The organism is Microbacterium jepli (genome assembly GCF_047237905.1).
Classification (GTDB): Bacteria; Actinomycetota; Actinomycetes; order Actinomycetales; family Microbacteriaceae; genus Microbacterium.
The window spans coordinates 1,007,819-1,034,025 of sequence record NZ_JBDFLW010000005.1 but is presented as its reverse complement, the minus strand read 5'-3'; the positions used below and the strand labels follow the sequence as shown (position 1 = coordinate 1,034,025).

Genomic DNA, 26,207 nt, shown 5'->3' with positions numbered 1-26,207 from the left:
AGGGGAGGTCGGGCAGGGCTACGGTCGCGCCCAGAATCTCTTCTCGGTGTCGACGTCGCCGCCCCAGCCGCGGATGTCGACCCACACGTCCTGGCCGTCGCGGCCGACGTAGCAACCCAGCTGCTTGCTGCCCTTGCCGTCGAAGTTGACCGTGTAGGTCAGCGATGCGATGCGGCCGTCGTTGCTGGAGTAGCACCACACCGTCGCATTGCCGATGTTGAGGTTCTCCCAGTTGACGACGTACTGCCGGCATCCGTTGACGCAGCTGCCCGCGGCGTCGCCCTGGGTCACCCAGACCTTGGCCGGCGGCGGGTCGTCGGTCCGCGCGGAGGCGGAGGCCACCGGCGTCCAGGCGCCGGTGCTGTCCTGCGCCCGCACGTCGATGCTGTGGGTCTCCGAATAGCCGTTGCCGACCGTGCGGGAGTTGTTCTGCCCGACGTCCTGCCAGCCCCCGCCGTCGATGCGGATCTGCGTCAGAGTGATGGGTCGGCCGTTGCTCGAGCCGCTGGAATCCCAGCTCAGCTCCACGCTCTCGCCGAGGTTCCTGGCGTTGGCCCGCGGCGTGGTCGGCGCGCCGTAGGGGATCTCGCTGACGCTGTTCGAGACGCCGCCGGCATAGGTCGTTCCGTCCACCGTCGCGACGGCGCGCATCTCGACCGCATACGACTGGCCGTTGGTCAGGCCGCCGATGACACCGTTGCCGGGGAAGCCGGCCCAGTTGCCGCCGTTGAGGCGGTACTGGTAGGTGATCTCCTCGGCGCGGGCGCCGTTGCGCGACCCCGGGCTGAAGTCGACGCTCACCGAGCGGTCTGCGGGACGGACGGCGGTGACCGTGGGCGCGGAGGGCGCGACCACACCGCGTCGCGGCGCGGACAGCTCGCTCCACTCGCCCCAGCCCGCCTTGTTGTGACCGCGGATCCGGTACGTGTACGCGGCCTCGGAGGTGGGCACGACCACGGCCTGGCTGTTGGTGCCCGGCGCGGGCGTGAGGGTCTTCTGCACGCTCGAGCCCTCGCGCACCTCGAGCTGGTAGGCGTCGATCGCGTCGCCGTTGGCCGGGGGCGTGCCCCAGTTCACCTGCATCTGCGCCTGATCTCCGACCGGCTGCAGCTCCGCCGTGGTGGGCGCGGACCCCGCGAGCGGCGGGCCCGCCGGGATCTCGGATGCCGACCAGTTGCTCCAGCTCGACGGCTCCGGCGCGCGGTTGTGCGCCTGTACGCGCACCTGATAGTTGCCGCCGTTCTCCAGCCCCTCCCAGGTGACGGAGTTGCCGGTCACCTCCTTGCGGGTGACGCCCGACGGCGGAGCCGGCGAGATCTCCAGCGTGTAGCGCTCGACGGGCGAGCCCGGCGTCGTCGGCGTGGTCCACGCCACCTGCAGCGACTTGTCGCCGAACTTCAGCGACGGCGGGTTGGGGGTGTCGGGACGCGCGTCGGGACGGGCCACCGGCGACGAACCGGAGGGGTCGGACTCGCCGACGCGGTTGGTCGCGGTCACCTGGAAGACGTATTCGACGTTGTTCGTCAGTCCGTCGAGGGTGCAGGTCGTCGAACGGCATTCCTTCGAGTACGCGCCGCCCTGCACCGCCTTGACGGTGTACTTCGTGATCTCGGCACCGTTGTTCGACGGGGCGCCGTAGGAGACGACGACCGTGCGGTCCTGCACGCTCGTGACCGTCGGCGCGCCCGGGGCGGCCGGCTTGCCCTGGACGGTGAGCACGACCTGGCCGGTCGCCTCGCGATCGGGGTCACCCGTCGCATCCTGGATCGTGTACCGCACCACGAGGGTGCCCACGAAGTCCGCGGACGGAGTGACCACGACGTTGTCGCCCTCGACCCGCGCGCTGCCGGCGCCCGTCTCCACGTTCGCGGCGCGCAGCTTGAGCGGCGTCTCGGGGAACGGGTTGTAGTCGTTGGCGAGCACCGGCACGGTCACGGCCTTGCCCTGGTCCGCTTCGGCGATGGTGTCGGTGTTGGCGGCCGGCATCGCGCGGTTCGACGCGGTCACCTGGACGAGCACCGACCCCTCCACGGCCTCGGTGACACCGTCGGTGATGCGCAGGGTGAGCGTGGTGGCCGCTCCCTTCTGCGCGGTCGTGGCGGCCTGCACGCGGAGCGTCGAGCCGTCCACCTGGGCGGTGATGCCCTTGCCCTCGCCGCCGACGAGCGAGTACTGGTGCCTGCCCTCGTCCTCGGGGTCGGGGTCGTTGGTGAGGGCCGCGAGGTCGAGCGTGCTGGCGTCCTCGCCCGGGGCGACGCTGACCTGTCCGCCGGTGAACGTCGGCGGCTGGTTGGCGGGCGGCAGGACGGTGATCGGGATGCTGAGCGTGGCCTTGCGCCCGGCGGGGTCGTCGGGGCCCGTGCCGTCGGTGACCTCGAAGGTGAGAGCGTCTTCGCCGAAGTAGCCGGGCGCGGAGGTGTACACCAGCGTCCGCTCGTCCTTCACCAGGTCGGAGCCGTCGGCGTTGACCGCGCTCACCTTGGCGTGCTCGGTGATGACGACCTGACCGCCGCCGGCGACCGTGACGTAGTCCGCGAGCGGGACCTCCTTCGTCTCTCCGCTCAGCACCTCGAGCGGTGCGGTGGAGGTCAGGGTGGGCCGAAGGCCCGACACGGCGGGCACGAAGATGAACGCCGAGGACTGCAGGCCGTCCTGGTCGGTGAGCGTGTAGCGGATGAGCTGGAGCTCATCGGTGACGCTGACCCGCACCTTGCCGTCCTCGAGCCGGGTCGCGCCCGCGCCGAGCTCGAGATCGAGGCTGTCGGTCGTGCCGTCGGGGTCCTCGTCGTTCTCGAGGATGTCGAGGTCGGCCGTCAGGCTCCCCTCGACCAGGTCGGCGGGCTGCAGTCGGTCGTCGCGGGCGATCGGCGCCTGCAGCGGGACGTTCTCGTCGACCGTGATCTGCAGCACGGCCGTGGCCGTGGCGCCGCGGGTGTCCGTGACGGTGTACTGCAGGGAGGTCTCCAGCGCACGGTCCGGCGCCTTCACCAGCACTCGGTCGCCCGACACGCGAGCGGACAGCCCCTCGATGGCGGGCACCTCGAGCCCGTTCTCGACGAGGGAGATCTTGTCGCCCTCGGGGTCGGAGTCGTTCGCCATCACGGGGACAGCGATCTCGCGGCCGGGACGCACGACGACGGCATCCTTGACCGCGTACGGCGCCTGGTTGATCTGCTCCGCCGGGGCGATGCCGACGCGGATCGTGCCGGTGCCCTCCTTGCCGAGCCGGTCGCGCACGCGGTAGGTGAACACGTCCACACCGGTCGAGCCCTCGAAGGCCTCGTAGGTCAGGTAGTTCTGCGCGACCTCCACGACGCGTCCCTTGCTGGGGCTGGAGGAGAGGTCGATGAGCTCGACGGAGTCGCCGTCGGCGTCGATGCCGTCGAGCGGGACGGCGATGTCGATCGCGGTGCCGGAGAGCGTCCGCGCGACGAGATCGCGTGGACGCGGTGCCGCGTTCGTCTCCTCGTCGACAGGCAGGATCTGGATGGTGACGTAGCCCGCCGCCTTCTGCTGGCGCGAGTCGACGGCCTCGTAGGTGAGGTAGACGGTCTTGGCCACGGGGCCGGCGCGGAACCGCACGGTGTCCTGCGAGACGAACGCCTCGCCGTCCTCCGGGTCGACGAGCGGCTCGATGAGCTCGGGCGCGACGTGCATCACGTCGTCGCTTGGGTGCGTGTCGTTGGCGAGCACCGGGATCGTCACGACGTCGCCGGTGCGGACGTAGGCGGTGTCGGGCGCCGTGACCGGCTGCAGGATCTGCTCCGGGGCGGGGATAGGCACCACCACGACCTCGCCGTCGGCGGACTGCTTGCCGTTGGAGATCCGGTAGGAGATGCGGATCTGCTGGTCGAGGGTGCCCTGATCGGTGATGCGCAGCGTCTCGTGGTTGAGGACGGAGACGGACACGCCCGCCCCCGGCTCGATCGACACCGACTGGACGACGAGGATGCCGCCGGCCGGGTCGGCGTCGTTGTTCAGCACGCCGACGAGCACGTCGCCCCCCGTCGGGAGGAGTGCCACGTCGCGCACGGCGACCGGTGGCAGGTCGACGTCGGCGGCCTCGATGACGTCGACGCGCACGAGACCCTCGCCGTTCTCGGGTCCGGCGGTGGCGAGGTACTGCACGTAGTAGACGCCCACCGTGGGGGCGCTGAACGTGAAGGTCTTGTTGGTGAAGTCGGGCACCACGGTCGCACCGGGCACTTCGTCCACGCGGCCGAGGCGCAGCGGCTCCCGCCCGGAGCTGGTGTCGTTGGCGAGGGGCGCCACGGTGATCTGCTCGCCCACACGGGTGACGACGTGATCGGCGTTCGTCTTCGGCTTGGTCGATCCCTGCGGCCGCACGTCGAGGAGGATCGTCGAGGACGCGAACTCGCCGCGGCCGTCGGCGACGGTGACCTGCACGTCCTTGCGGCCCTGCAGGCTGGCCGTCGCCTTGTAGGTGAGCTGTCCGTCGGTGCTGAAGTCCACCTCGTCGCCGGGGGCGGCCACGACCTCCTTGAGGTAGATGTCGTCGCCGTCCGGGTCGATCCAGTCCGGGAGGATGTTGTACGAGACGGTGCCGCCGGTCTCCACGGTGAGCGATGTCTTGCGCTTGGGGGCGGGTGCCGAGTTCTCGTCGTCCGGGTGCACCTCGAGGGTCACCGTCGCGGTGTCCTTGCCGCCGCGGCCGTCATCCACCTCGTACTGGAAGCTCGACGTGCCCGAGGCGTCCTCGGGCACCGCGATCTGCAGCGACGCGCCGTTGAAGATCTGCTGCACCGTGCCGATGGACGGCTGCTGACCCACCACCGTCGCGACCAGGACGTCGCCGTCGGGATCGTTGTCGTTGTCGATGACCGGGAGGAGCGCCGAGCCGCCGGGCCGGACGCCGAACGAGTCGTCCTCCGCGACGGGGGGCGTGTTGATCTCGCTGCGCTCGGGGAGGGTCGACTCGACCGTCTCCTGCGTCGAGTCCTCCTCGTTCTCCGTCTCGCCCTCGGGCGGCGTGAGGTCGTTCCAGTTGTCGACGCGCTGGAGGCTCTCGTTCGCGAGCCACGCGGCGCCGCCGACGGCGTCGTTCAGGATGATGACGTCTCGGTTGACACGGAAGACGAGGCTCGCCGAGTCGGCTCCGTCCGGGATCGTCGCACGGACGTCGCTGGACGTGCGGTCGCAGTCCCGCACGAACGCCGCCGACCCGGCCCACGCGCCGTAGGTGCAGCCGCGCAGCCACACCGGCGCCGCGGGCGAACCCCGGCCACCGGCATCCGTCACCACCGGCTCGCCGCCCTTGAGGGGCACGCTCAGCAGCGACGAGGCGGTCGCGACGGCGACGGCCCCCGTCTGCGCGGAGGCGTGCTGCAGCACCGCGCCGTCGGCGTCGGGGATCGCCGTGCGGAACCCGCCGGGCGTCATGACCTCGCCGGCGACCGGGTCCAGCACCACGGGCGTGCGACCGACGGCGGTGATCGTCGCGGCGCCGGAGGTGTCGAGCTCATCGAGAGACGCGGTCGAAGGCTCCTGGGCCTCGCCGTTGGCGTCGACGGCCACGGTGACGACCTCCTTGCGGGCGCTGGAGAGCCCGAAGACCGTTCCGTCGTCCGCGACCACGACGTCGGCGTTCTCGCCCAGCTCCGCGTTCGGCTCGGCCGCCTCGATCTCGAAAGAGGCGATCGTCTGGACCGGAACCACCCACAGGGAACCGGACTTCTGATCGAGGATCGCGGCCGTCTTGTCGCCCAGCGCGACTTTCGCGGCGCCAGGGATGCCGGCGGAGTCGCCGAGCGAGACGCGAGCGGGGTCGACGGCCGTGACGGTGGAGTTGCCCTGGTCCACGACGAGGATGTTCGCGGCGTCCTGGAGGACGTCGTAGTTCTCACCGGTGGTGCGCAGGCCTCCGTCGAGCACGGTGGACTCATGGTTGAAGTGGCCGACCAGCAGACTGGAGGTCTTGGTGATCCACACTCCGCCGTCGTTGAGGTCGACCTCTGTCGTGGGGAAGCCCTCGTAGGCGAACGCCATCGTCGTGATGGCCATGACGCCGACGGTGACACCGGCGGCCGATGCAAGGGCTTTGGGGCGCGTGCGCATCCACGACAAAGCCTTCATGTACCGGTCTCCCCCTCGGTTCGCCGCCCACCCGCGGCACACGCCGACCTCGGTCGGCGCGGATGTTCATCCTAACCTCGCCGCGTGACCTCTCCGGATGGGCAGAGATGCCCATCGACGTGCCCGGGGCACCGAATCCGAGGAGGCGGCGCCGAGCCCCAGCCGGCTGCGGCGAGTGGCCTCAGGCGGTGGCGGCGAGCGCCTCAGGCGGTGAGGGCGAGCGCCTCGGACGTCTCCTCGAGAACCTCGCGCGCCACCTCGGGTCGTGCGTTCAGCGTCTCGCCGTAGCTGGGGATCAGCTCGCGCAGGCGCGGTTCCCAACCGGCGATCTGGTCGGGGAACGAGCGGCGCAGGAGTCCGAGCATGATCGACACGGCGGTCGAGGCCCCAGGCGAGGCGCCGAGGAGTCCGGCGATGCTGCCGTCCTCGGAGGTCACGACCTCGGTGCCGAACTGCAGCACGCCGCCCTTCTTCGGGTCCTTCTTCATGACCTGCGCGCGCTGACCGGCCTGCAAGAGCTCCCAGTCCTCGTCCTGCGCGGTCGGCATGAACGTGCGCAGGCTGTCCATCTTCTTGGAGTGGTCCTTGAGCAGCTCGCCGACGAGGTAGGTGATGAGCGACGGGTTGTCGACGGCGACCTTGAGCATGGGCCCGATGTTGTGCGGCCGCACCTGGGTGACGATGTCGAGCATCGAGCCGTTCTTGAGGAACTTGGGGCTGAAGGTCGCGAACGGACCGAAGAGAAGGGATGCCTCGCCGTCCACCATGCGCGTGTCGAGGTGCGGAACCGACATCGGCGGCGCGCCGACGGACGCCTGCGAGTAGACCTTCGCCTTGTGCTGCGCGACCAGCTTCGGGTTGGAGGTCTTCAGCCACTGACCGCCGATCGGGAAGACGCCGTAGCCCTTGATCTCGGGGATGCCGGAGCGCTGGAGGAGCTTGAGCGCCCACCCGCCTGCGCCGACGAAGACGAAGCGGGCGTTGGTCGTGCCCGGGGTGCGCCCGACGGTGTTGCGCCAGGTGACGTTCCAGGAGCCGTCCTTCTGACGCTTCAGCTTGCGCACCTCGCGGTTCGTGACGACCTCGACGCCGCGGGAGCGGAGGTTGTCGAACAGCTGATGCGTGAGCGCGCCGAAGTCGACGTCGGTGCCGGCCGGCACGCGTGTCGCCGCGAAGGGCGTGCCCGCGCGGCGCTTCTTCATGAGGAGCGGGGCCCACTCGTTGATGACGCGGGAGTCCTCGGAGTACTCGATGCCGGCGAACAGCGGCTGCTGACGCAGCACCTCGTAGCGCGCCTTGAGGAAGGCGACATCCTTCTCGCCCTGCACGAACGTCATGTGCGGGGTGGAGTTGATGAACGTCGAGGGCGCGTTGAGCACGCCCGCCTCGACGAGCGACGACCAGAACTGCCGGCTCTGCTGGAACTGCTCGTTGATCGAGATCGCCTTGGCGGGATCGATGGTGCCGTCCGGGGCCTCGGGCGTGTAGTTCAGCTCGCACAGGGCGGCGTGCCCCGTGCCCGCGTTGTTCCACGCGTTGGAGCTCTCCAACGCGACGTCGGACAACCGCTCGTAGACGGTGATCTTCCAGTCGGGCTGGAGTTCGGAGAGGAAGGTGCCCAGGGTGGCGCTCATGATGCCACCGCCGATGAGCACGACGTCGACGGTTTCGGTCACGTCATAATTCTAGGCGCGCGTGAGGTTCCGGGCCGACGACGGGGGCCCCTCGAGGCGGAAAGATCGGCGAATCTTTCCCCCTTCCGGAGAAGTGGGCGGATGCTTCGGCTCAGGCGTTCGCGCGCAGGGAGGCCGCCACGATCTCGGCGATCTGCACGGCATTCAGCGCCGCGCCCTTGCGCAGGTTGTCGTTGCTGATGAACAGCACGAGCCCGCGACCCTCGGGCGCGGACTGGTCGGCGCGGATGCGGCCGACGAAGCTCGGGTCCTTGCCCGCGGCCTGCAGCGGGGTCGGCACCTCGTCCAGGATGACTCCCGGCGCATCGGAGAGCACCTCGCGGGCGCGCTCGGGCGACAGCTCCCCTGCGAACTCCGCGTTGATGCTCAGCGAGTGACCCGTGAAGACGGGCACGCGCACGCACGTGCCGGCGACCCGCAGGTCGGGCAGCTCGAGGATCTTGCGGCTCTCGTTGCGGAGCTTCTTCTCCTCGTCCGTCTCGTTCCAGCCGTCGTCGACGAGGTTGCCCGCGAACGGGATGACGTCGAAGGCGATGGGTGCGACGTACTTCTCCGGCTCCGGGAAGTCCACCGCCGAGCCGTCGCGCACGAGCGCGAGCGTGTTCCCCTGGGCGAGGACGCCCTCGACCTGCCCGAGGAGCTCCTGCGCGCCGGCCAGACCGGAGCCGGACACGGCCTGGTAGGTGCTGACGATGAGGCGCTCGAGACCCGCCTCGGCGTGCAGCGCCTTGAGCACCGGCATCGCGGCCATGGTCGTGCAGTTCGGGTTGGCGACGATGCCCTTCTTCGCCTCGGCGATGGCGTGCGGGTTGACCTCGCTGACGACCAGCGGCACCTCGGGGTCCATGCGCCACGCGCTGGAGTTGTCGATCACCAGCGCGCCCGCCTCGGCGAAACGGGGCGCGTGCGCGCGGCTGCCGGTGGCGCCGGCCGAGAAGAGGGCGATGTCGATGCCCGACGGGTCTGCGGTCGCGACATCCTCGATCACGACGGAGTGCCCGCCGTACTCGACCGACGTGCCTGCCGACCGCGACGTCGCGAACAGCCGCAGCTCCCCCACCGGGAAGTCGCGCTCGGCGAGGATCTCCAGCATCACCGTGCCGACCTGGCCGGTGGCGCCGACGACGGCGATCGAGAGTCCTGAGTCGGAGATGCGGGTCATGGCTGTCCTCGGAGGTCGGGGAGGTGAAGCCCCGATTCTACCGACGCGGGGCTCTCCGCTCCGCTCGCATGACGTTCGGCGACACCTACCGGCGGCGCGGGGGGCGACGCTCGGCGATGACCGGGTTGGTGCCGGTGAAGCCCTCGCGGGCGGCGGCGGCCGCGGAGATCCGGCCGCGCGTCGCATACCAGCCGGCGATCAGCGCCGGGATCAGCACGAGCAGCGACGCGAGCACCCAGCGTCCGGTCTCGGAGAAGCCGAGCGTCACGAGCACGAACGCGAGGAACGCGAGCGTGAGCCACGCGGTGAACGGCGCGCCGAAGAGGCGGAAGGCGGGTCGCTCGATCTTGCCCTGCAGAGACCAGCGGTGAAGCTTCATCTGGCAGAGGATGATCGTCGCCCACCCGCCGATGATGCCGATCGACGCGACCTCGAGCACGATCTCGAACGCCTTGGACGGCACGAGGGCGTTGAGGCCGACGCCGAGCAGGGTGATGACGCTCGTGAGCAGGATGCCGCCGTACGGCACACCGTTGCGACTCATCTTCATCGTGAACTTCGGCGCCGATCCGTTGACGGCCATGGAGCGCAGGATGCGGCCGGTCGAGTAGAGCCCAGCGTTCAGGCTCGACATCGCGGCGGTCAGCACGACGAAGTTCATGATGGATGCCGAGACCGCACCGGCCTCGGGAGAACCGATGTGCGAGAAGAACGTCACGAAGGGCGACTGGTCGGCGGAGTACTGCGAGAAGGGCAGGAGGAGCGACAGCAGCAGGACGGAGCCGACGTAGAAGATGGCGATGCGGATGACGACCGTGTTCACCGCGCGCGGCATGATCTTCTTCGGCTCGGCGGTCTCGCCCGCCGCGGTCCCGACCAGCTCGATGGCCGCGTAGGCGAACACCACGCCGCTGATGGCCAGGAGCGGGGCGAAGGCGCCCATCGGGAAGATGCCGCCGTTGTCCGAGATCACCGAGAAGCCGGTGACCCCGACATCCGTCTTCCCCACGAAGATGAGGAAGAAGATGCCGATGAGCAGGAAGATCACGAGCGCGGTGACCTTGATGAGCGCGAACCAGAACTCCATCTCGCCGAACACCTTGACCGACACGAGGTTCAGCGACAGCACCACCACGAGCGCGATGAAGGCGATCGCCCACTGCGGGACGGCCTGCAGCGGCTCCCAGTAGGGCGCCCAGAACTTCACGTACAGCGCGACCGCGGTGACGTCGACGATCGAGGTGAAGGCCCAGTTGAGGAAGTAGAGCCAGCCCGCCGTGTAGGCCATCTTCTCGCCGTAGAACTCGCGCGCGTAGGAGACGAACGACCCCGACGACGGCCGGTGCAGCACCAGCTCGCCGAGCGCGCGGAGGATGAGGAACGCGAAGAACCCGCAGATGGCGTAGACGATGACGAGCGACGGTCCGGAGCTTGCAAGTCGACCGCCGGCGCCGAGGAAGAGTCCCGTGCCGATCGCGCCGCCGATGGCGATCATCTGGATCTGCCGGGGGCGGAGGGTCTTGTGGTAGCCCTCCTCCTCGTTGGAGAAGTCCTGCGCCGCGAGCATCACGTCACCGGTCAGCTCGGCGCCGGACTCGCGTGACTGCTCGGGATCGTGGGCGGGACCGCCCGACACCGTCTTCGACAAAGGGATCCTCCTCCTGCGCGGCGAGGCGCTCGGTTCACACTAGACCCGGAGGAGGTTCCGCGAGCCGCGCCGCGGTGAGGATTCCTCAGCGACCGGTGCCGGCGTGCACGACGGCCTCGGCGTCGCCGTCGAGACCGTACGCGGCGTGCACGACGCGCGCCGCCCCGGCCAGTTCGTCGCCGCGCACGACGACCGAGATCCGGATCTCGGACGTGGAGATCATCTCGATGTTCACTCCGGCCACCGACAGCGCCTCGAAGAGCGTCGCCGAGACGCCGGAGTGCGTGCGCATGCCGGCGCCGACGACGGAGAGCTTGCCGATCTGGTCGTCGTGCACGAGGCTCTCGAAGCCCACGCCCGACTGCTCGCCGGCGAGCGCGCGCAGCGCCGTGGCGGCGTCTGACTTCGGCAGCGTGAAGGAGATGTCGGTGCGGCCGGTGGCGGCGGCCGATACGTTCTGCACGATCATGTCGACGTTGGCGCCCGACTTGGCGACGATCTTGAAGATCTCCGCGGCCTTGCCCGGGACGTCGGGGACGCCGATGACGGTGATCTTCGCCTGGCTCAGGTCGGTTGCGACGCCGGCGACGATGGGCTCTTCCATCTGTGCTCCCTCGGGGACGAGCGGTGAGGTCCGGTGCGAGTCGAGCACCCAGGTGCCCTCGCCGGAACTGAACGTGGAACGGGCGTGGATGAGCACCCCGTGGCGGCGCGCGTACTCGACGGCGCGGATGTAGAGGACCTTGGCACCGTTCGCGGCGAGCTCGAGCATCTCCTCGCTGGAGACGCGGTCGAGCTTGCGCGCCTTCGGCACCACGCGCGGGTCGGCCGTGTAGATGCCGTCGACGTCGCTGTAGATCTCGCAGACGTCGGCCTGCAGGGCGGCGGCGAGGGCGACCGCGGTGGTGTCGGACCCTCCACGACCGAGCGTCGTGATGTCGCGAGTGTCGCGGTTAAAGCCCTGGAAGCCCGCGACGATCACGATGGCGCCGTCGTCGAGCGCTTCACGCAGGCGCACCGGGGTGACATCGACGATGCGGGCGGCGCCGTGCGTGGCATCCGTGATCATGCCGGCCTGACTGCCGGTGAACGAGCGCGCCTCGAAGCCCATGGAGTGGATGGCCATGGCCAGGAGCGCCATGGAGATGCGCTCACCGCTGGACAGGAGCATGTCGAGCTCGCGCGGCGCGGGCATCGGAGCGACCTGCGAGGCGAGGTCGAGCAGCTCGTCGGTGGTGTCGCCCATCGCGCTGACGGCGACGACGACCTCGTGGCCGGCGCGGCGGGTGTCGACGATGCGCTTCGCGACCCGCTTGATGCTCTCCGCGTCGGCGACGGACGACCCGCCGTACTTCTGCACGATCAGCGCCACAGTGGACTCCCCGGAAGACCCAGGACGCTCGGATGCTGCGCCCAAGGGTCCATCTTAGGGAGCGGCCGATGCCGCCCCGGCCATGTGTCGGGGTGGCCTAGGGCCCGGCGTCCCGTCGTGTTGCGTGTGTCTGGGACTGTTCCCCGGCGCCTCCGTCGCACTGCGCGTGTGCAGGAGTGCGGAGATGTGCACGATGACGGACGGCTCGGGCCCGCAGCATCCGTCATCGTGCACATCTCCGTGATGCTGCGCGGGCATGGGGCGTGGAGCACGGGGGTATGGGGCGCAGGAGCGATGCGGTCGCTACGATGCGGGCATGGAGCTGTACCTCGACGGCTGGGGCGATTTCAACGTCGCGATGATGGGTGCCACCGCCGCCCTCGCGGGACTGCTCATCGTGGCCGCGAGCGTGAACATCGGCGAGATCATCAAGTCACCGTCGATCGCCGCCCGGCTGGCGGCAGGGCTGGCCGGTCTGGTGCTGGCGATCGTCGCGGCTGCGGTGGGGCTCGTTCCGCGCATCCCACCCTTCGCCTACGGCACGACGATCGTCGTGGCGGCCCTCGCCGCAACGGCGTTCTCGACGCAGGCTGCGCGGCGGATCTTCCAGAACGACGACCCGGAGAACCGCCTCAAGCCGATCAAAGCGCTGGTGGGCTTCGTGGCGCCCGTCCTTTACGTCGTCGGCGGCGCACTGGTGCTGGCGGGTGATTCGGGCGGCGTCACGTGGTTCGCCGTCGGGTCGATCGCGGCGATCGTGGCGGCCATCCTCATCTCCTGGATCGCGCTGGTGGAGATCCTCCGTTAGGACACCGTGCTCGGCGCCGTCATCCGGTGGCGATGGGCGGGAGGTCTCCGGGCGGCTTTCGGAAGCGGAACGTGCCGCCGGTGGCGGCCAGCCAGCATCCGAGGATCACGAGCGGGAAGCCGATCAGCAGCCCGGGGGTGATCTCCTCCCCCAGGATCAGGACGCCGAGGAGGATCGCGATCACGGGGTTCACATAGGTGAACAGCGGCGCGCGGGCGGGACCGACGGCGTCGATGAGCGCGAAGAAGACCACGAACGCCACGGCGGTGCAGACGACCGCAAGTGCGATGAGCGCGGTCGTGCTGGTGAGCGTCGGGACCTCATGCTGCGTCAGCAGGGCGATCGGCAGGTAGAAGATGCCGACGGCCGCGAGCGCCAGGACCACCGTGCCCAGCGACGGCACGTCGGCGAGCTTGCGGGCGACGATGAAGGGCGCGACGGCGTAGCAGATCGCCACGAAGAGCAGTTCGCCGACGGACAGGAGGGCGCCGGGTCCGCCGACCGCGAGACCCGGCCCGGCGACGATGAGCGCGACGCCGCCGAAGCCCACGGCGAGACCGATCGCGCGCGACGGGCGTAGCACGGAGCGGTCGCCACCGAGTACGGCGATGAGTGCGGCGAACAAGGGGACGGTCGCGACGAGGAGCCCGGTGAGACCCGAGGGCAGCGTCTGCTCGGCGTGGCCGAGAAGGAGGAACGGCCCCGCCATCTCGACGGCGCCGAACAGCAGCACCCAGCCGATCTTGCGCCATGCCGGGCGGAGCGCTCCGCTGCGAAGCGCGAACGGCAGGAGCAGGAGCGCTCCGATGAGCGTTCGTCCTGCGACGACGGATGCCGGCGAGTAGCTGTCGACAGCCTGCTTGATGAAGAGGTAGGGCATGCCCCAGATGAGCGACATCGCGCCGAAGAGCAGCCATGCGCGCGGAGTGAAGCGCGCCGCCACCGCGGCCATCACGCGAGCCGGCGCATCGCTGCGCGCATCAGACGGTCCGGCGCCCCTTGAAGGCGCGACCGAGCGTGACCGGGTTCGGCGGCGATCGGTCTCGCATCACCGCTGGTATTCGTCACGGTGCTCACGCTACGCCAGGTGCCATCTGCTTCGAGATCGCACCTTCCCCTCGGCCTCGCTCTCCTCTAGGCTCGCCTCGTCGTCAGACCGCTCTGGGGAGGCTCTGTTGTCGGCATCACCCTCACCTGCGCTGACGCGCCCGCTCACGCTGTGGGTCACTCGATCCGGTCTTCGGTTCTGCCTGATGTTGTGGCTGCTGCAACGCGTCATTATTCAGCTGATCGGCGTTCTCGTCGTGTCTCTGGCGGGGGGCCCGTCGTACGCACCGGAAGGCTTTTTCGGAACGTTCTATCGCTGGGACAGCGGGTACTTCGCCTGTATCGCAGCTCAGGGGTACCTCGGTCAGGATTGCCAGGGCGGAAGCGGCCTCGAACGCATCGCCTTCTTTCCCCTGTATCCGATGCTGTCGTCGGCGGTCGCGTGGCTCGTGTCTGCGGGAGCGATGTCGACGGAGAGCGTGAGCTTCGGACTGTGGCTTGTCGCAGCCGCAGGATCGGTATTCGCGGTCGTCGGCGTCTATCGCATCGCCGAGCATCGATTCGATCAAGGCACCGCGCGACGAGCCGCAGCGCTGCTGCTGTTCAGCCCTTACGCGGTGTTCCTCGTCGCCTCGTATTCGGAAGCGCTGTACCTCGCCGCCGCAGTGTGGGCGTGGTATTTCTGTCTCCGTCGTCGTTACCTGCTCACCGGTCTACTCGGCGTCGTCGCCAGCGCCAGTCGAGCGAGCGGGATGTTCCTGATCGTGGCTCTTCTCGTGCTCTATCTGGTCGACGTGCGTCGCAGGGGTGAGCGAATTCGCGTCCTCGACCTGGTGGCGATCGGAAGCGGTGGCGCGGGCGTGCTTGCGTACTGGGGATGGCTGTACTTCACGACCGGCGACCTCCTTGCTTGGTTCCACGCTCAAAGCGAAGGCTGGCACCGCCGCACGAGGTGGCCTTGGGAGACGCTTCTGAATCAGGTCATCCACGTGCTGCGTGAGCCGAAATGGGATTGGCAGGTGCAGGCGGTCCTGGAGTTGGGGGCAGCGGCGGGAATCGCCGTCGCCATCTTCTTGTTCGTGCGGCGAAAGGAGTGGGCGTCCGCGACGCTGGTCGGCTCGACTGCGGTGTCCCTCATGACGAGCAACAGCTATCTGTCTCTGGCGAGGAACACACTGACGCTCTTCCCGCTGTTCATCCTCCTTGCCGACCTGACAGGAGGACCGCGACGGCGATGGTTCTGGATGCTGTTCGCCGGCGGCTGTGCGTTACTCGTCTTCAATACGGTTCAGCTCGCACTCGGCAATTGGGCGGACTGACTCCACACTTCACACTCGCAATCAGACGGTCCGGCGCCCCTCGAAGGCGCGGCCGAGCGTGACCTCGTCGGCGTACTCGAGGTCTCCGCCGACCGGGAGGCCGGAGGCCAGGCGGGTGACGGTGATCTCGAGCGTGCGGAGGAGCCGGCTGAGGTAGGTCGCGGTGGCCTCGCCCTCGAGGTTCGGGTTCGTCGCGAGGATGACCTCCTGCACGGTGCCGTCGGCGAGGCGCTGCATCAGCTGGGTGATGCGCAGATCGTCGGGGCCGATGCCGGCGATGGGGCTGATCGAGCCGCCCAGCACGTGGTACAGCCCACGGAACTCGCGCGTCCGCTCGATCGCCGCGACGTCCTTCGCGTCTTCCACCACGCAGATGAGCGTGCGGTTGCGGCGGGGGTCGCGGCAGATGGCGCAGCGGTCCTGCTCCGACACGTTGCCGCAGATCTCGCAGAAGCGCACGCGCTCGCGCACCTCGCGAAGCAGCTCGGACAGGCGCGAGACGTCGAAGCTCGGCGACTGGAGGATGTGGAACGTGATGCGCTGCGCCGACTTCGGTCCGATGCCGGGCAGCCGGCCGAATTCGTCGATCAGGTCTTGAACGATGCCGTCGTACATGTCAGCCGAACCTCGTCGGGGACTGATGCGGCTCCTCGCGGACGAAGCGCGCGTTCAGCATCTGCCGGACGACCGCCTCGCCGTAGCGCTGGACGCCGCCGGAGCTGACCGGCAGCCGAGGGGCGACGACGGGCGGCACGGGCGCGTCGGCGACCGGCGGGGCGATCTCCTCGGCGTCGTCGACGTCGTCGTCGGACACGGGCTCGACGACGGCGTCAGGGAGCACGTCGCCCTCGCGCGCCGGCGCGAGGGTCGCTGTCTGCAGTGCGGTCGGCGACGCGGATGCCGCGTCTTCGGGCTCGTCGTCGACAGCCAACGGGGCTGGGGCGGCACCGTTGTCGCGTGCGCCGAAGGCGCTTGACGAGGGCGCTTCGCCGGGAGCGTCGACAGGGATGGCCGCGACCGCCCACTCGGTGACGGACGCGACGGCCCGCGCCGCTGTCGGACGGCTGTCGCCGGCGCGGGGCTCGCTCGAGCGCGCGGCACCGCCGCCACCGCCGTACGGAGGACGGACCGGCTCGGGGCCGTCGTCGCCCGGGCCCGGGTCGTACGGGTCGTCGGGCGGGATGTCGGGTGGACCGTCGACCGGCGCCGGACCGGTGTCGTGCCGGGCGATGTATTTGACGCGGATGCCGAGCACGGCGCTGATGGCCTGACGCAGATCTTCGCTCGGCCCCTGGCCGGCGTTGAGCTGCTTGAACTTCGCGACGTCGCTCTGGCTCTGGAAGGCGAGCGTCAGCACGTCGTCGGCGAAGGACAGGAGGCGGGCGTTGCTGGCGACGAGCCACGAGGCGCGGCTGATGCGCTCGAGCCTGCCGAGGATCTCCGGCCACGAGTCGCGCAGCATCTGCAGCGTGACGGGAGCCGTCGGTGCCGCCGTGGGGTGCGGAGCGGGCTCGGGCGCGGAGGCTGCGGGCGATTCCTTCACGGGCGCGGCGGTTTCGGCGGCGGGCGCGGGCGTTTCGGCGGCGGGCGCGGGCGTTTCGGCGGCGGGCGGGGCGGCCGGGGTCGAGGGCGCGATGGGTGCGGCGACAGGTGGCGCGACCGGTGCCGCGACGGGCGGGGCGGCCGGGGCCGCAGCGGCGGGCGTTGCGACCCGCTGCGCTCGCTCAACGACCGGCGCGGGGGCCGCGGCCGGTGCGGAAGCCGCGACCGGTGCGACGGTCGCGGGAGCTGCAGCCGGTGCGCCGGAGGCGGTGTGGGCGAGCACGCGGGCGACCATCAGTTCGAGCTGCAGACGCGGGGAGGTCGCGCCCGTCATCTCGTCGAGGGTGCCGATCACCAGATCGGCCGTGCGCGACAGACGCTCGGAGCCGAACACGGTCGCCTGCCGCGTCATGCGCTCGAGCTCGTCGGCCGGAACGCCCCGCAGCACGTTGGCGGCACCCTGCCCGGTCGCGGCGATCACGATTAGGTCGCGCAGGCGCTCGAGCAGGTCGTCGACGAATCGCCGCGGGTCTTGCCCGGTCTGCACGACCCGGTCGATCGCGGCGAAGGCGGCCGCGGCATCCCCCGCCCCGAACGCGTCGACGATCTCGTCCAGCAGTTCGGCATGGGTGTAGCCGAGGAGCGAGACGGCGCGCTCGTAGCGCACGCGCACCCCGCCGTCGTCAGCCGGGTCGGACCCCGCGATGAGCTGGTCGAGCAGCGAGAGCGTGTCGCGCGGCGAGCCGCCGCCGGCGCGCACGACCAGCGGCAGCACACCGGGCTCGACCGTGACGCTCTCCGCCTCGCAGAGCTCCTGGACGTACTCGAGCATCGCCGCCGGCGGCACGAGCCGGAACGGGTAGTGGTGGGTGCGCGACCGGATCGTGCCGATGACCTTCTCGGGCTCGGTCGTCGCGAAGATGAACTTCACGTGATCGGGCGGCTCCTCGACGAGCTTCAGCAGCGCGTTGAAGCCCTGCGGCGTCACCATGTGCGCCTCGTCGAGGATGAAGATCTTGAACCGGTCGCGGGCGGGGGCGAAGATCGCGCGCTCGCGCAGGTCGCGGGCGTCGTCGACGCCGTTGTGCGAGGCCGCGTCGATCTCGACGACGTCGAGCGATCCGCCACCGCCGCGCCCGAGCTCGACGCAGCTGTCGCATGTTCCGCACGGGGTGTCGGTGGGGCCCTGGGCGCAGTTCAGGCAGCGGGCGAGGATGCGCGCGGACGTCGTCTTGCCGCACCCGCGCGGGCCGGAGAACAGGTAGGCGTGACCGACGCGATCGCCGCGCAGAGCGGTCATCAGCGGGTCGGTCACCTGCGCCTGCCCGATCATCTCGCCGAACGCCTCGGGGCGGTAGCGGCGGTAGAGGGCGGTGGTCACGCGACCAGCCTAGGCGGTGTCGCCGACATCGCCGCCGTCCGCTCAGGCATCCAGGATCGTCGCTTCCGCAGCATCCTCCAAGTCGATCTCCGACCCCACGATCGGGTTCGGAGTGGTCACCGTGGGCACGGACACGGTGAGGAACGAGCCGTCCTCCCGGCGCACGCCGGCGAACTGCCGCAGCGACGGGCGACCGGGGATGATCGGGCCCTGATCGGCCAGCGGGACCACGAGCTCCTCGCCGTCGGAGATGGTGTGCTCCGCACCGCGCACGGTGAAGTTCACCGGCTCCTCGCCGCCCTGCGCGCGCAGCGTCAGCGCGTCCTTCGTCAGGCTCACCTGCAGGCGCGTGCCGTGCCAGTGCAGCACGTACGACAGCTCCGGCCAGTCCACGGGCAGACGCGGGTCGAACGACAGGTTGCCGAAGTGATCGCGCATGCCGCCGAAGCCGGCCACGAGCGCCGTCCACACACCGCCCGCCGAAGCGACGTGCACGCCGTCGGAGGCGTTGTTGTGCAGGTCGGCGAGGTCGACGAAGAGGGAGTCCTCGAAGTACGTGCGCGCGAGATCCTGGTAGCCGACCTCCGCGGCGAGGATCGACTGCACCACGGCCGACAGCGTCGAGTCGCCCGTGGTCAGCGGATCGTAGTACTCGAAGTCCGCGAGCTTCTCCGCATCGGTGAAGTGGTTGCCCTGCAGGAACAGCGCCAGCACCACGTCGGCCTGCTTGAGCACCTGGTAGCGGTAGATCACGAGCGGGTGGAAATGCAGCAGCAGCGGACGCTGCTCCGGCGGCGTGTGCTCGAGGTCCCACACCTCCTTGTCGAGGAAGACGTGGTCCTGGGGATGGATGCCGAGGGCCGGGCTGAACGGGATGCTCAGCGCCTCGGCGGCGCGATCCCAGATCTCCGGCTCCGACGGGTCGAGTCCGAGCCGGTCGACCATCACCCGGTACGCCTCGGGGTCGTCGAGCTCCATATCGCGCACCGTGCGCGCGGCGAAGCGCAGGTTGAAGCGCGCCATGACGTTCGTGAACAGGTTGTCGTTCACGACCGTCGTGTACTCGTCCGGACCGGTGACGCCGTGGATGTGGAACTGCTCGCCGTCCCCGTCGATCTCGCCGTCGCCGGAGCGCCAGAAGCCGAGCGTGGTCCACAGCCGCGCGGTCTCGACGGCGATGTCGACGCCGTCGCGGTGGAGGAATTCCACGTCGCCCGTCGCCCGCACGTACTTCGCGAGCGCGAAGCTGACGTCGGCGTTGATGTGGTACTGCGCCGTGCCGGCGGCGTAGTACGCCGAGGCCTCCTCGCCGTTGATGGTGCGCCACGGGAACAGCGCACCCGCCTCGTTCAGCTGGTGCGCGCGCTTCCGGGCGGCCGGCAGCATCAGGTAGCGCATGCGCAGCGCGTTGCGGGCCCAGAGCGGCGTCGTGTACGCGAGGAACGGGAGCACGTAGATCTCGGTGTCCCAGAAGTAGTGGCCGCTGTATCCCGAGCCGGTCACGCCCTTGGCAGGCACGCCCTGGCCGTCGGCGCGCGCCGCGGCCTGCGCCAGCTGGAACAGGCACCAGCGCGCGGCCTGCTGCAGGTCGTCGTGCCCGGCGATGCGCACGTCGGACCGCTCCCAGAAGTCGTCGAGCCACAGGCGCTGCCGCTCGAACTGGCGCTCGACGCCTTCGAGGCGGGCGCGGTCGAGGGTGCGGCGGCAGCGGTCGACCAGCTCGCGCGCGGGCACGCCCCGCGACGTGTGATAGCTGACGAGCTTGGTGATCTTCGTCGGCACTCCCGCCTTCGCCTGCACTCGGAAGACGTTCTTGGCGATGTCCGGCTCGATGAGCGAGCGGGGGTCGTACTGGTTCTCGGTCTCGATGACGTGGTCGGCCGCGACCGCCAGCGTCATCCCCGACTCGGTGACCTGGTAGCTCAGGACCGTGCGCAGGCCGTCCTGCCAGTACTCCTGCGGCTGGAGCACGCGCTCCTCGAGTCGATCCGTGCGCCGGGGATCGAAGCCCGCCTTGCGCGGCGCGCTGGGCGTGCCGCCGTAGACGTCCTCGCCGTCCTGCCGGTTGACGATCTGACTGCTGATCGTCACGGGGGCGTCGGAGTTCAGCACCGTCACGGTCATTGTCATGATCGCGAGGTGCTTCTCCTCGAACGACACCATGCGCTCGGAGTCGAGCGACACGAGCTTGCCCGACGGCGTCTGCCACAGCACATGGCGGCGCAGCACGCCGGCGCGCATGTCGAGCTCGCGGCGGTACTCGCGCACGTCGGCGACGTCCATCGAGAGCGGCTCGTCGTCGACGAACACCCGCATCACCTTCGCGTCGGGCGCGTTGATGATCGTCTGGCCGACCTCCGCGAAGCCGTACGCCTGCTCCGCGTGGCGGATCGGGAACGTCTCGTGGAAGCCGTTGATGAAGGTGCCGTCCTCGTGCGCGTGGCGTCCCTCGGGGTGGTTGCCGCGCAGCCCCAAGTAGCCGTTGCCGACGGCGAAGAGCGTCTCGGTCACCCCGGAGTCCTCGAGTGAGAAGTCAGTCTCGATGAGGGCGAACGGGTCGACGGGGAAGCGGTCGCGATCCATCATGCGGAGAACTCCCCGAGGTCGGCGACGACGACATCGGCGCCCGCGTCACGGAGGCGCTCGGCCCCCGCACCGCGATCCACGCCCACGACCAGGCCGAACCCGCCGGCGGCCGCGGACTGCACGCCACTGAGGGCGTCTTCGACGGCGGCGCTCGCGGAAGGCTCGACCCCCAGCATCCGCGCAGCCTCGACGAAGACGTCCGGGGCGGGCTTGGATGCCAGCCCGTCGCGCTCCGCGATCACGCCGTCCATGACGACGTCGAAGCGATCGCGGATGCCGGCGACCCGCAGCACCTCCTCGGCGTTCTTCGAACTCGACACCACGGCGACAGGCGTGCCGGCGGCGACCAGCCGGTCGACGAGCGCGATCGATCCCGGGTAGGCCTCGATGCCGTCTTCGCGGAGCACGCGGGAGAACACGACGTTCTTCCGGTTGCCGATGCCGCAGACGGTCTCAGCCGAGGGCGGGTCGTCCGGGTCACCGAACAGCAGCTCGATGCCGCGACTGGCCAGCAGGCTCGCGACGCCGTCGTACCGCTTCTTGCCGTCGAGGTGGGCGAAGTAGTCCTCGTCCGTGTACGCGGGGGTGATTCCGCGCGCGCGGAAGAGCTCGTCGAACATCGTCTTCCAGGCATGCATGTGCACCTCCGCCGTCGGAGTCAGGACACCGTCGAGGTCGAAGAGCACGGCGTCGAAGGAGGCGAGGTCGGGCAGGGGCGGCGTGGGCACGCCTCACAGTACCGATTGCGCGTCAGGACGCGGAAATGGAGAGCGTCTGCCGCGCGATCTCGAGTTCCTCGTTCGTCGGCACGACGAGCACGACAACGCGGGATGCATCGGTCGAGATGACGCGGATGCCGCGGCCCCGCGCCTCGTTGCGCTCCGCGTCGATCTCCACACCGGCGAAGCCCAGGGTGGCCATCGCCTCAGCGCGTACGCGGACCGAGTTCTCCCCCACGCCCGCGGTGAAGGAGATGACGTCCACGCCGCCGAGCTGGGCGATGTACGCGCCGGCGTAGGCGCGCAGCCGGTGCACGTAGACGTCGAAGGCGAGCTGCGCGGCGGAGTCGCCGGCGTCGCGGCGGTCGCCGATGTCGCGCATGTCGGCGACGCCCGCGAGGCCTTTCAGTCCGCTGCGCGAGTTCAGCAGCGTGTCGAGCTCGTCGATCGACATCCCGCCGCGGCGTGCCAGCTGGAACAGGACGGCGGGGTCGATGTCGCCCGAGCGCGTGCCCATCACGAGGCCCTCGAGCGGAGTCATGCCCATGGACGTCTCGACGGATCGTCCGCCGTCGATGGCCGCCACGGAGGCGCCGTTGCCGAGGTGGAAGACGAGCTGGCGGAGCTCCGCGAGCGGACGGCCGACGAACGCGGCGGCCTCCTCGCTGACGAACTTGTGGCTCGTGCCGTGGAATCCGTACCGACGGATGCGATGGGATGCCGCGACCTCCGCGTCGATGGCGTAGGTGTACGCCGCCGCGGGGAGGGTCTGGTGGAAGGCGGTGTCGAAGACGGCGACGTGCGGAACGTCGGGGAAGGCCTTCTGCGCCGCGACGATGCCGGCAAGGTTCGCGGGGTTGTGCAGCGGCGCGAGGACGGACAGCTCGTCGATGTTGATCTCGACGAGCGGCGTGATGAGCGTGGGCGCGAAGAAGCGCGCCCCGCCGTGGACGACGCGGTGCCCGACGGCGACCGGCGCGTGGTCCTCCAGCGACGGCCCCTGCGCCGCGAAGGCGTCGAGCATCACCTGGAACCCGGCGGTGTGGTCGGCGATCGGCTGCTCGAGGGTCGCGGTGGCCTCGAGCATCGTCGGCGCCGGGCCATCCGTCTCCGGCGCGTAAACCGTGTGGCGGGCCACGCCGACCGGCTCGCCGATGCGCTCGACGAGCCCGGAGGCAAGCACGCGCTCCGCGCCCATGTCGATGAGCTGGTACTTGAATGAGGAGGAGCCGCTGTTGACGACCAGGACGGTGCTCACCTTGGTGTCCCACTTTCTGCAGAAGTCGTCGGCGTGTTGTGCAGGAAGTGGGACACCATCGCTCGCCCCGCGCCGGGAGATGTCCCGCTTTCTGCAGAAGTCGTCGGCGTGTTGTGCAGGAACGGGGACATCATCGCTCGCCCTGGGCCTGGATGGCGGTGATCGCGATCGTGTTGATGATGTCGTCGACGAGAGCGCCGCGCGACAGGTCGTTGATGGGCTTGTTCAGGCCCTGCAAGACCGGTCCGATCGCGACGGCGCCGGCCGAGCGCTGCACGGCCTTGTAGGTGTTGTTGCCCGTGTTGAGGTCGGGGAAGATGAACACCGTTGCGCGGCCCGCGACATCCGATCCCGGCATCTTGGCGGCGGCGACGGCCGCATCCGCAGCGGCGTCGTACTGGATCGGCCCCTCGACGGGAAGCTCCGGCGCGCGCTCGCGCACCAGGAGCGTGGCCGCCCGCACCTTCTCGACGTCGGCGCCCGAGCCGGACTCGCCCGTGGAGTACGACAGCATCGCGACGCGCGGGTCGATGCCGAACTGCGTCGCCGTGGCCGCCGACGACACGGCGATGTCGGCCAGCTGCTCGCTCGTCGGATCGGGGATGACCGCGCAGTCGCCGTAGACGAGCACGCGGTCGGCGAGTGCCATGAGGAAGACGGAGGACACCACCGACACCCCCGGCTTGGTCTTGATGACCTCGAACGCCGGACGGATCGTGTGCGCGGTGGTGTGCGCGGCGCCCGAGACCATGCCGTCGGCGAGGCCCAGGTGCACCATCATCGTGCCGAAGTACGACACGTCGGTGATGGTGTCGGCGGCCTGCGCGACGGTGACGCCCTTGTGGGCGCGGAGTCGCGCGTACTCCTCGGCGAACTTCTGCACGTGCACGGCGTCGAACGGCGAGAGCACCTGAGCGCCGCGGATGTCGATGCCCAGCTCGATGGCGCGGGCGCGCACCTCGATCTCCTCGCCCAGGATCGTGAGGTCCGCGATGCCGCGGGCGAGCACGGTCGCCGCCGCGCGGAGGATGCGGTCGTCGTCGCCCTCGGGCAGCACGATGCGGCGGCGCGCGGCGCGCGAGCGTTCGATGAGGCCGTACTCGAACATCAGCGGGGTGACGACGGTCGCCCGGGCGAGGCCGAGCGCCCGGCGGAGCTCGTCGGTGTCGACGTGCTGCTCGAACAGCGAGAGCGCGGTGTCGTAGCGACGCTGCGAGTCGGCGGCGAGACGCCCGCGCGTGCTCATGATGCGCACCGCGGTCTCGTATGTTCCCAGATCGGTCTGGATGATCGGAACGGTCGAGCCGAGGCCGTCGATGAGCCGGTCGATGGCCTCCGGCAGCGGGAAGGGTCCGTTCAGCACGATGCCGCTGATCGACGGGAACGTGCCGGAGGAGTTGGCCAGCAGCGTCGCGAGCAGCACCTCGGTGCGGTCGGCGGGGATCACCACGACCGCGCCCTCGGTGAGACGCGGCAGCACGTTGACCATCGACATCCCCGCCACGACCACCCCGAGCGCCTCGCGGGTGAGCAGCTCCGGGTCGCCCTTGATCTGGCGACCGTCGACAGAGCGCAGGATGCCGCGCATCGACGGTGCGACGAGGAACAGGTCTTCGGGGAGCGTCCACACGGGCACCGCGTGCCCGACCGAGGCGCGCACCGATGCGTCGATCGCGGAGACGGTCTCGGCGAGGGTGCCGGGGTCGGCGCGGTTGGCGACGACGGCGAACAGCTCGGCACGGCCATGCGACAGCTCGGTGAGCGCCAGGTCGGCGATCTGGCCCATCTCCCCCGGCGTGCGCGCGAGGGAGCTGCCGAGCTGCTCCTGCTGCCCCTGCTGCGACCGGCCGCCCAGCACGAGCAGCACGGGTGCGCCGAGGTTCGCGGCGATCCGGGCGTTGTAGGTGAGCTCTGCGGGGCTGCCAACGTCGGTGTAGTCGCTGCCGAGGATCACCACGGCGTCGCACTGCGCCTCGACCGCCTTGTAGCGCGCCACGATCTCGGCGAGCGCGGCCTCGGGGTCGGCGCGCACGTCGTCGTAGGTGACGCCGATGCACTCGTCGTAGTCGAGGTCGACGCCGTCGTGCGAAAGCAGCATCTCCAGCACGTAGTCGGCCTCGGCCGTCGAGCGGGCGATGGTGCGGAAGACCCCGACACGAGGGGTGGCGAGGCTCAGCGAGTCGAGCACCCCGAGAGCGACCGTCGACTTGCCGGAATGCCCTTCGGCGGACGTGATGTAGATGCTCTGCGCCACGGCACCACCCTACGTCGGCGAGGTGTCACGGCGAGGGGAACTCCTCTTAACGTGAAGACTCTCCGCGAACCCGGCAGAGCCCGGTTACCCTTGCTACGTTTCCGTCCTGGGGGAGTTGGCCTGGATGCCGCCTCGCGGAGAGCTGACACCAGTCTAGAGGACGACGGCGCCGCTCCTCCCCACGTTCTCCCAGGAGCCCTCCCGCCACCCTCGGGTTACGATCGAGTAACAGCGCGAGGTGGCGTCCCGCCGCCGGCGCCGACCCGATGGAAGGCCATGGACGACCTCTCTCCCGCCACGCCCGCCACGCCCGCAGCGCCCGCCACCCGTGCCTCCTCGCGCACGCCCGAGCCCATCGGCGCCGAGACGTTCGAGCGACTGACCTCCGGCATCCTCGCCTCCGTCGGTCGTGTGATCGACGGGAAGCCCGAAGCCGTCCGCAGTGCGCTCATCGCCCTGCTCGCCGAGGGTCACCTCCTCATCGAGGACGTGCCCGGCGTCGGCAAGACGATGCTCGCCCGCGCACTGGCCGCGACGGTCGACGCCTCGGTGCGTCGCATCCAGTTCACGCCCGACCTCCTCCCCGGAGACGTCACCGGTGTGAGCGTGTTCGACCCGGTGGGCCGCGAGTTCGAGTTCAAGCGCGGGGCGATCTTCGCGAACATCGTCATCGCCGACGAGATCAACCGCTCCTCCCCCAAGACGCAGTCCGCTCTCCTGGAGGCCATGGAGGAGCAGCAGGTCACGGTGGACGGCGAGACGCACCACCTCCCGGAGCCGTTCCTCGTCGTCGCCACGCAGAACCCGCTGGAGATGGAGGGCACCTACGCGCTCCCCGAAGCCCAGCGCGACCGCTTCATGATGCGCATCTCGATGGGCTACCCCGACCCGCGGTCGGAGGCCCTCATGCTGCGGCAGCGCGACGCGGTGAACCCCCTCGAAGCCATCTCCCCCGTCGTCACGGCGGCGGATGTCTCGGCGCTCATCGCGTGGGCGCGGGCCGTGCACGTCGCCCCGGCGATCGAGGAGTACGCCGTGGGCCTCGCCAACGCCACGCGGTCGCACCCCGACCTGCGGCTCGGCGCCAGCCCGCGCGCCACGCTCCAGCTCGTGCGCGCCGCGAAGGTGTGGGCGGCGCTCGACGGCCGGGAGTACGTCATCCCCGACGACGTCACCGCGCTGCTCGCGCCCGTCTTCGCGCACCGCCTGATCCCGACCCGAGCCTCCGGCGGTGCCCGCTCGCGCAACAGCGCCGACACCATCACGTCGATCCTCGAGCGCATCGCGGCGAACGTCCGCGTGCCGCTGGCCGCGCGCGCCTGAG

15 protein-coding genes and 1 other RNA gene are annotated in these 26,207 nt (G+C 70.1%); 3 read left to right on the top strand and 13 right to left on the bottom strand.

Going from position 1 to position 26,207, the window contains the following annotated elements; translation table 11 throughout:
• Positions 1–18 precede the first annotated feature (18 nt).
• The 5 genes from ABC304_RS09070 to ABC304_RS09050 all read right to left on the bottom strand — a co-directional run bounded on the left by ABC304_RS09070 (position 19) and on the right by ABC304_RS09050 (position 11,969).
• A complete protein-coding gene (locus ABC304_RS09070; protein ID WP_412930284.1) occupies positions 19–6,075 on the bottom strand; it encodes an Ig-like domain-containing protein in 6,057 nt (2,018 codons plus the stop codon).
• Positions 6,076–6,296: 221 nt separating this feature from the next.
• Positions 6,297–7,769, bottom strand: coding sequence for a malate:quinone oxidoreductase (locus tag ABC304_RS09065; protein WP_412930283.1), 1,473 nt, complete (start codon positions 7,767–7,769; stop codon positions 6,297–6,299).
• A 109-nt stretch (positions 7,770–7,878) separates the two neighbouring features.
• The gene (locus ABC304_RS09060) at positions 7,879–8,949 is read right to left on the bottom strand and encodes an aspartate-semialdehyde dehydrogenase (RefSeq protein WP_412930282.1); all 1,071 of its coding nucleotides are present in this window, start codon (positions 8,947–8,949) and stop codon (positions 7,879–7,881) included.
• Between the two features lie 85 nt (positions 8,950–9,034).
• Complete coding sequence (locus ABC304_RS09055) at positions 9,035–10,516, bottom strand: amino acid permease (protein ID WP_412932884.1); 1,482 nt, start codon at positions 10,514–10,516, stop codon at positions 9,035–9,037.
• A 166-nt stretch (positions 10,517–10,682) separates the two neighbouring features.
• On the bottom strand, positions 10,683–11,969 hold the full coding sequence (locus ABC304_RS09050) for an aspartate kinase (protein ID WP_412932881.1): 1,287 nt from the start codon (positions 11,967–11,969) through the stop codon (positions 10,683–10,685).
• 316 nt (positions 11,970–12,285) lie between these two features.
• Between ABC304_RS09050 and ABC304_RS09045 the strand changes: the two genes are divergently transcribed.
• Positions 12,286–12,777 carry a hypothetical protein gene (locus tag ABC304_RS09045; protein WP_412930281.1) on the top strand — a complete coding sequence of 164 codons (492 nt, stop codon included), beginning with the start codon at positions 12,286–12,288 and terminating at the stop codon, positions 12,775–12,777.
• Between the two features lie 19 nt (positions 12,778–12,796).
• Here ABC304_RS09045 and ABC304_RS09040 read toward each other — a convergent pair whose 3' ends face one another.
• Positions 12,797–13,729 (bottom strand): DMT family transporter, encoded by a 933-nt coding sequence (locus ABC304_RS09040; protein WP_412930280.1) that lies wholly within the window; start codon positions 13,727–13,729, stop codon positions 12,797–12,799.
• Positions 13,730–14,030: 301 nt separating this feature from the next.
• On the opposite strand from ABC304_RS09040, the gene ABC304_RS09035 reads away from it, so the two are divergent.
• Complete coding sequence (locus ABC304_RS09035) at positions 14,031–15,143, top strand: glycosyltransferase family 39 protein (RefSeq protein ID WP_412930279.1); 1,113 nt, start codon at positions 14,031–14,033, stop codon at positions 15,141–15,143.
• Between the two features lie 21 nt (positions 15,144–15,164).
• Here the strand turns inward: ABC304_RS09035 and recR are convergent, their stop codons facing one another.
• From recR to ffs, 7 genes are all read right to left on the bottom strand, one after another.
• Positions 15,165–15,758 carry a recombination mediator RecR gene (recR, locus tag ABC304_RS09030; RefSeq protein ID WP_412930278.1) on the bottom strand — a complete coding sequence of 198 codons (594 nt, stop codon included), beginning with the start codon at positions 15,756–15,758 and terminating at the stop codon, positions 15,165–15,167.
• A gap of 1 nt (position 15,759) precedes the next feature.
• Positions 15,760–18,066: a DNA polymerase III subunit gamma and tau gene (locus tag ABC304_RS09025; protein WP_412930277.1), complete on the bottom strand. Its 2,307-nt coding sequence runs from the start codon at positions 18,064–18,066 to the stop codon at positions 15,760–15,762.
• A gap of 42 nt (positions 18,067–18,108) precedes the next feature.
• Positions 18,109–20,652: a glycoside hydrolase family 65 protein gene (locus tag ABC304_RS09020; RefSeq protein WP_412930276.1), complete on the bottom strand. Its 2,544-nt coding sequence runs from the start codon at positions 20,650–20,652 to the stop codon at positions 18,109–18,111.
• Entirely contained in the window at positions 20,649–21,380 is a 732-nt protein-coding gene (locus ABC304_RS09015) for an HAD family hydrolase (protein WP_412930275.1), read from the bottom strand. Before ABC304_RS09015 ends, ABC304_RS09020 begins: the two co-directional genes overlap by 4 nt.
• Positions 21,381–21,402: 22 nt before the next feature.
• Complete coding sequence (locus tag ABC304_RS09010) at positions 21,403–22,629, bottom strand: acetate/propionate family kinase (protein ID WP_412930273.1); 1,227 nt, start codon at positions 22,627–22,629, stop codon at positions 21,403–21,405.
• A gap of 130 nt (positions 22,630–22,759) precedes the next feature.
• Positions 22,760–24,883 carry a phosphate acetyltransferase gene (gene pta, locus ABC304_RS09005; RefSeq protein WP_412930272.1) on the bottom strand — a complete coding sequence of 708 codons (2,124 nt, stop codon included), beginning with the start codon at positions 24,881–24,883 and terminating at the stop codon, positions 22,760–22,762.
• A gap of 50 nt (positions 24,884–24,933) precedes the next feature.
• Positions 24,934–25,030, bottom strand: an RNA gene (gene ffs, locus ABC304_RS09000) — signal recognition particle sRNA small type.
• A 129-nt stretch (positions 25,031–25,159) separates the two neighbouring features.
• Between ffs and ABC304_RS08995 the strand changes: the two genes are divergently transcribed.
• Complete coding sequence (locus tag ABC304_RS08995) at positions 25,160–26,206, top strand: AAA family ATPase (RefSeq protein WP_412930270.1); 1,047 nt, start codon at positions 25,160–25,162, stop codon at positions 26,204–26,206.
• Position 26,207 lies beyond the last annotated feature (1 nt).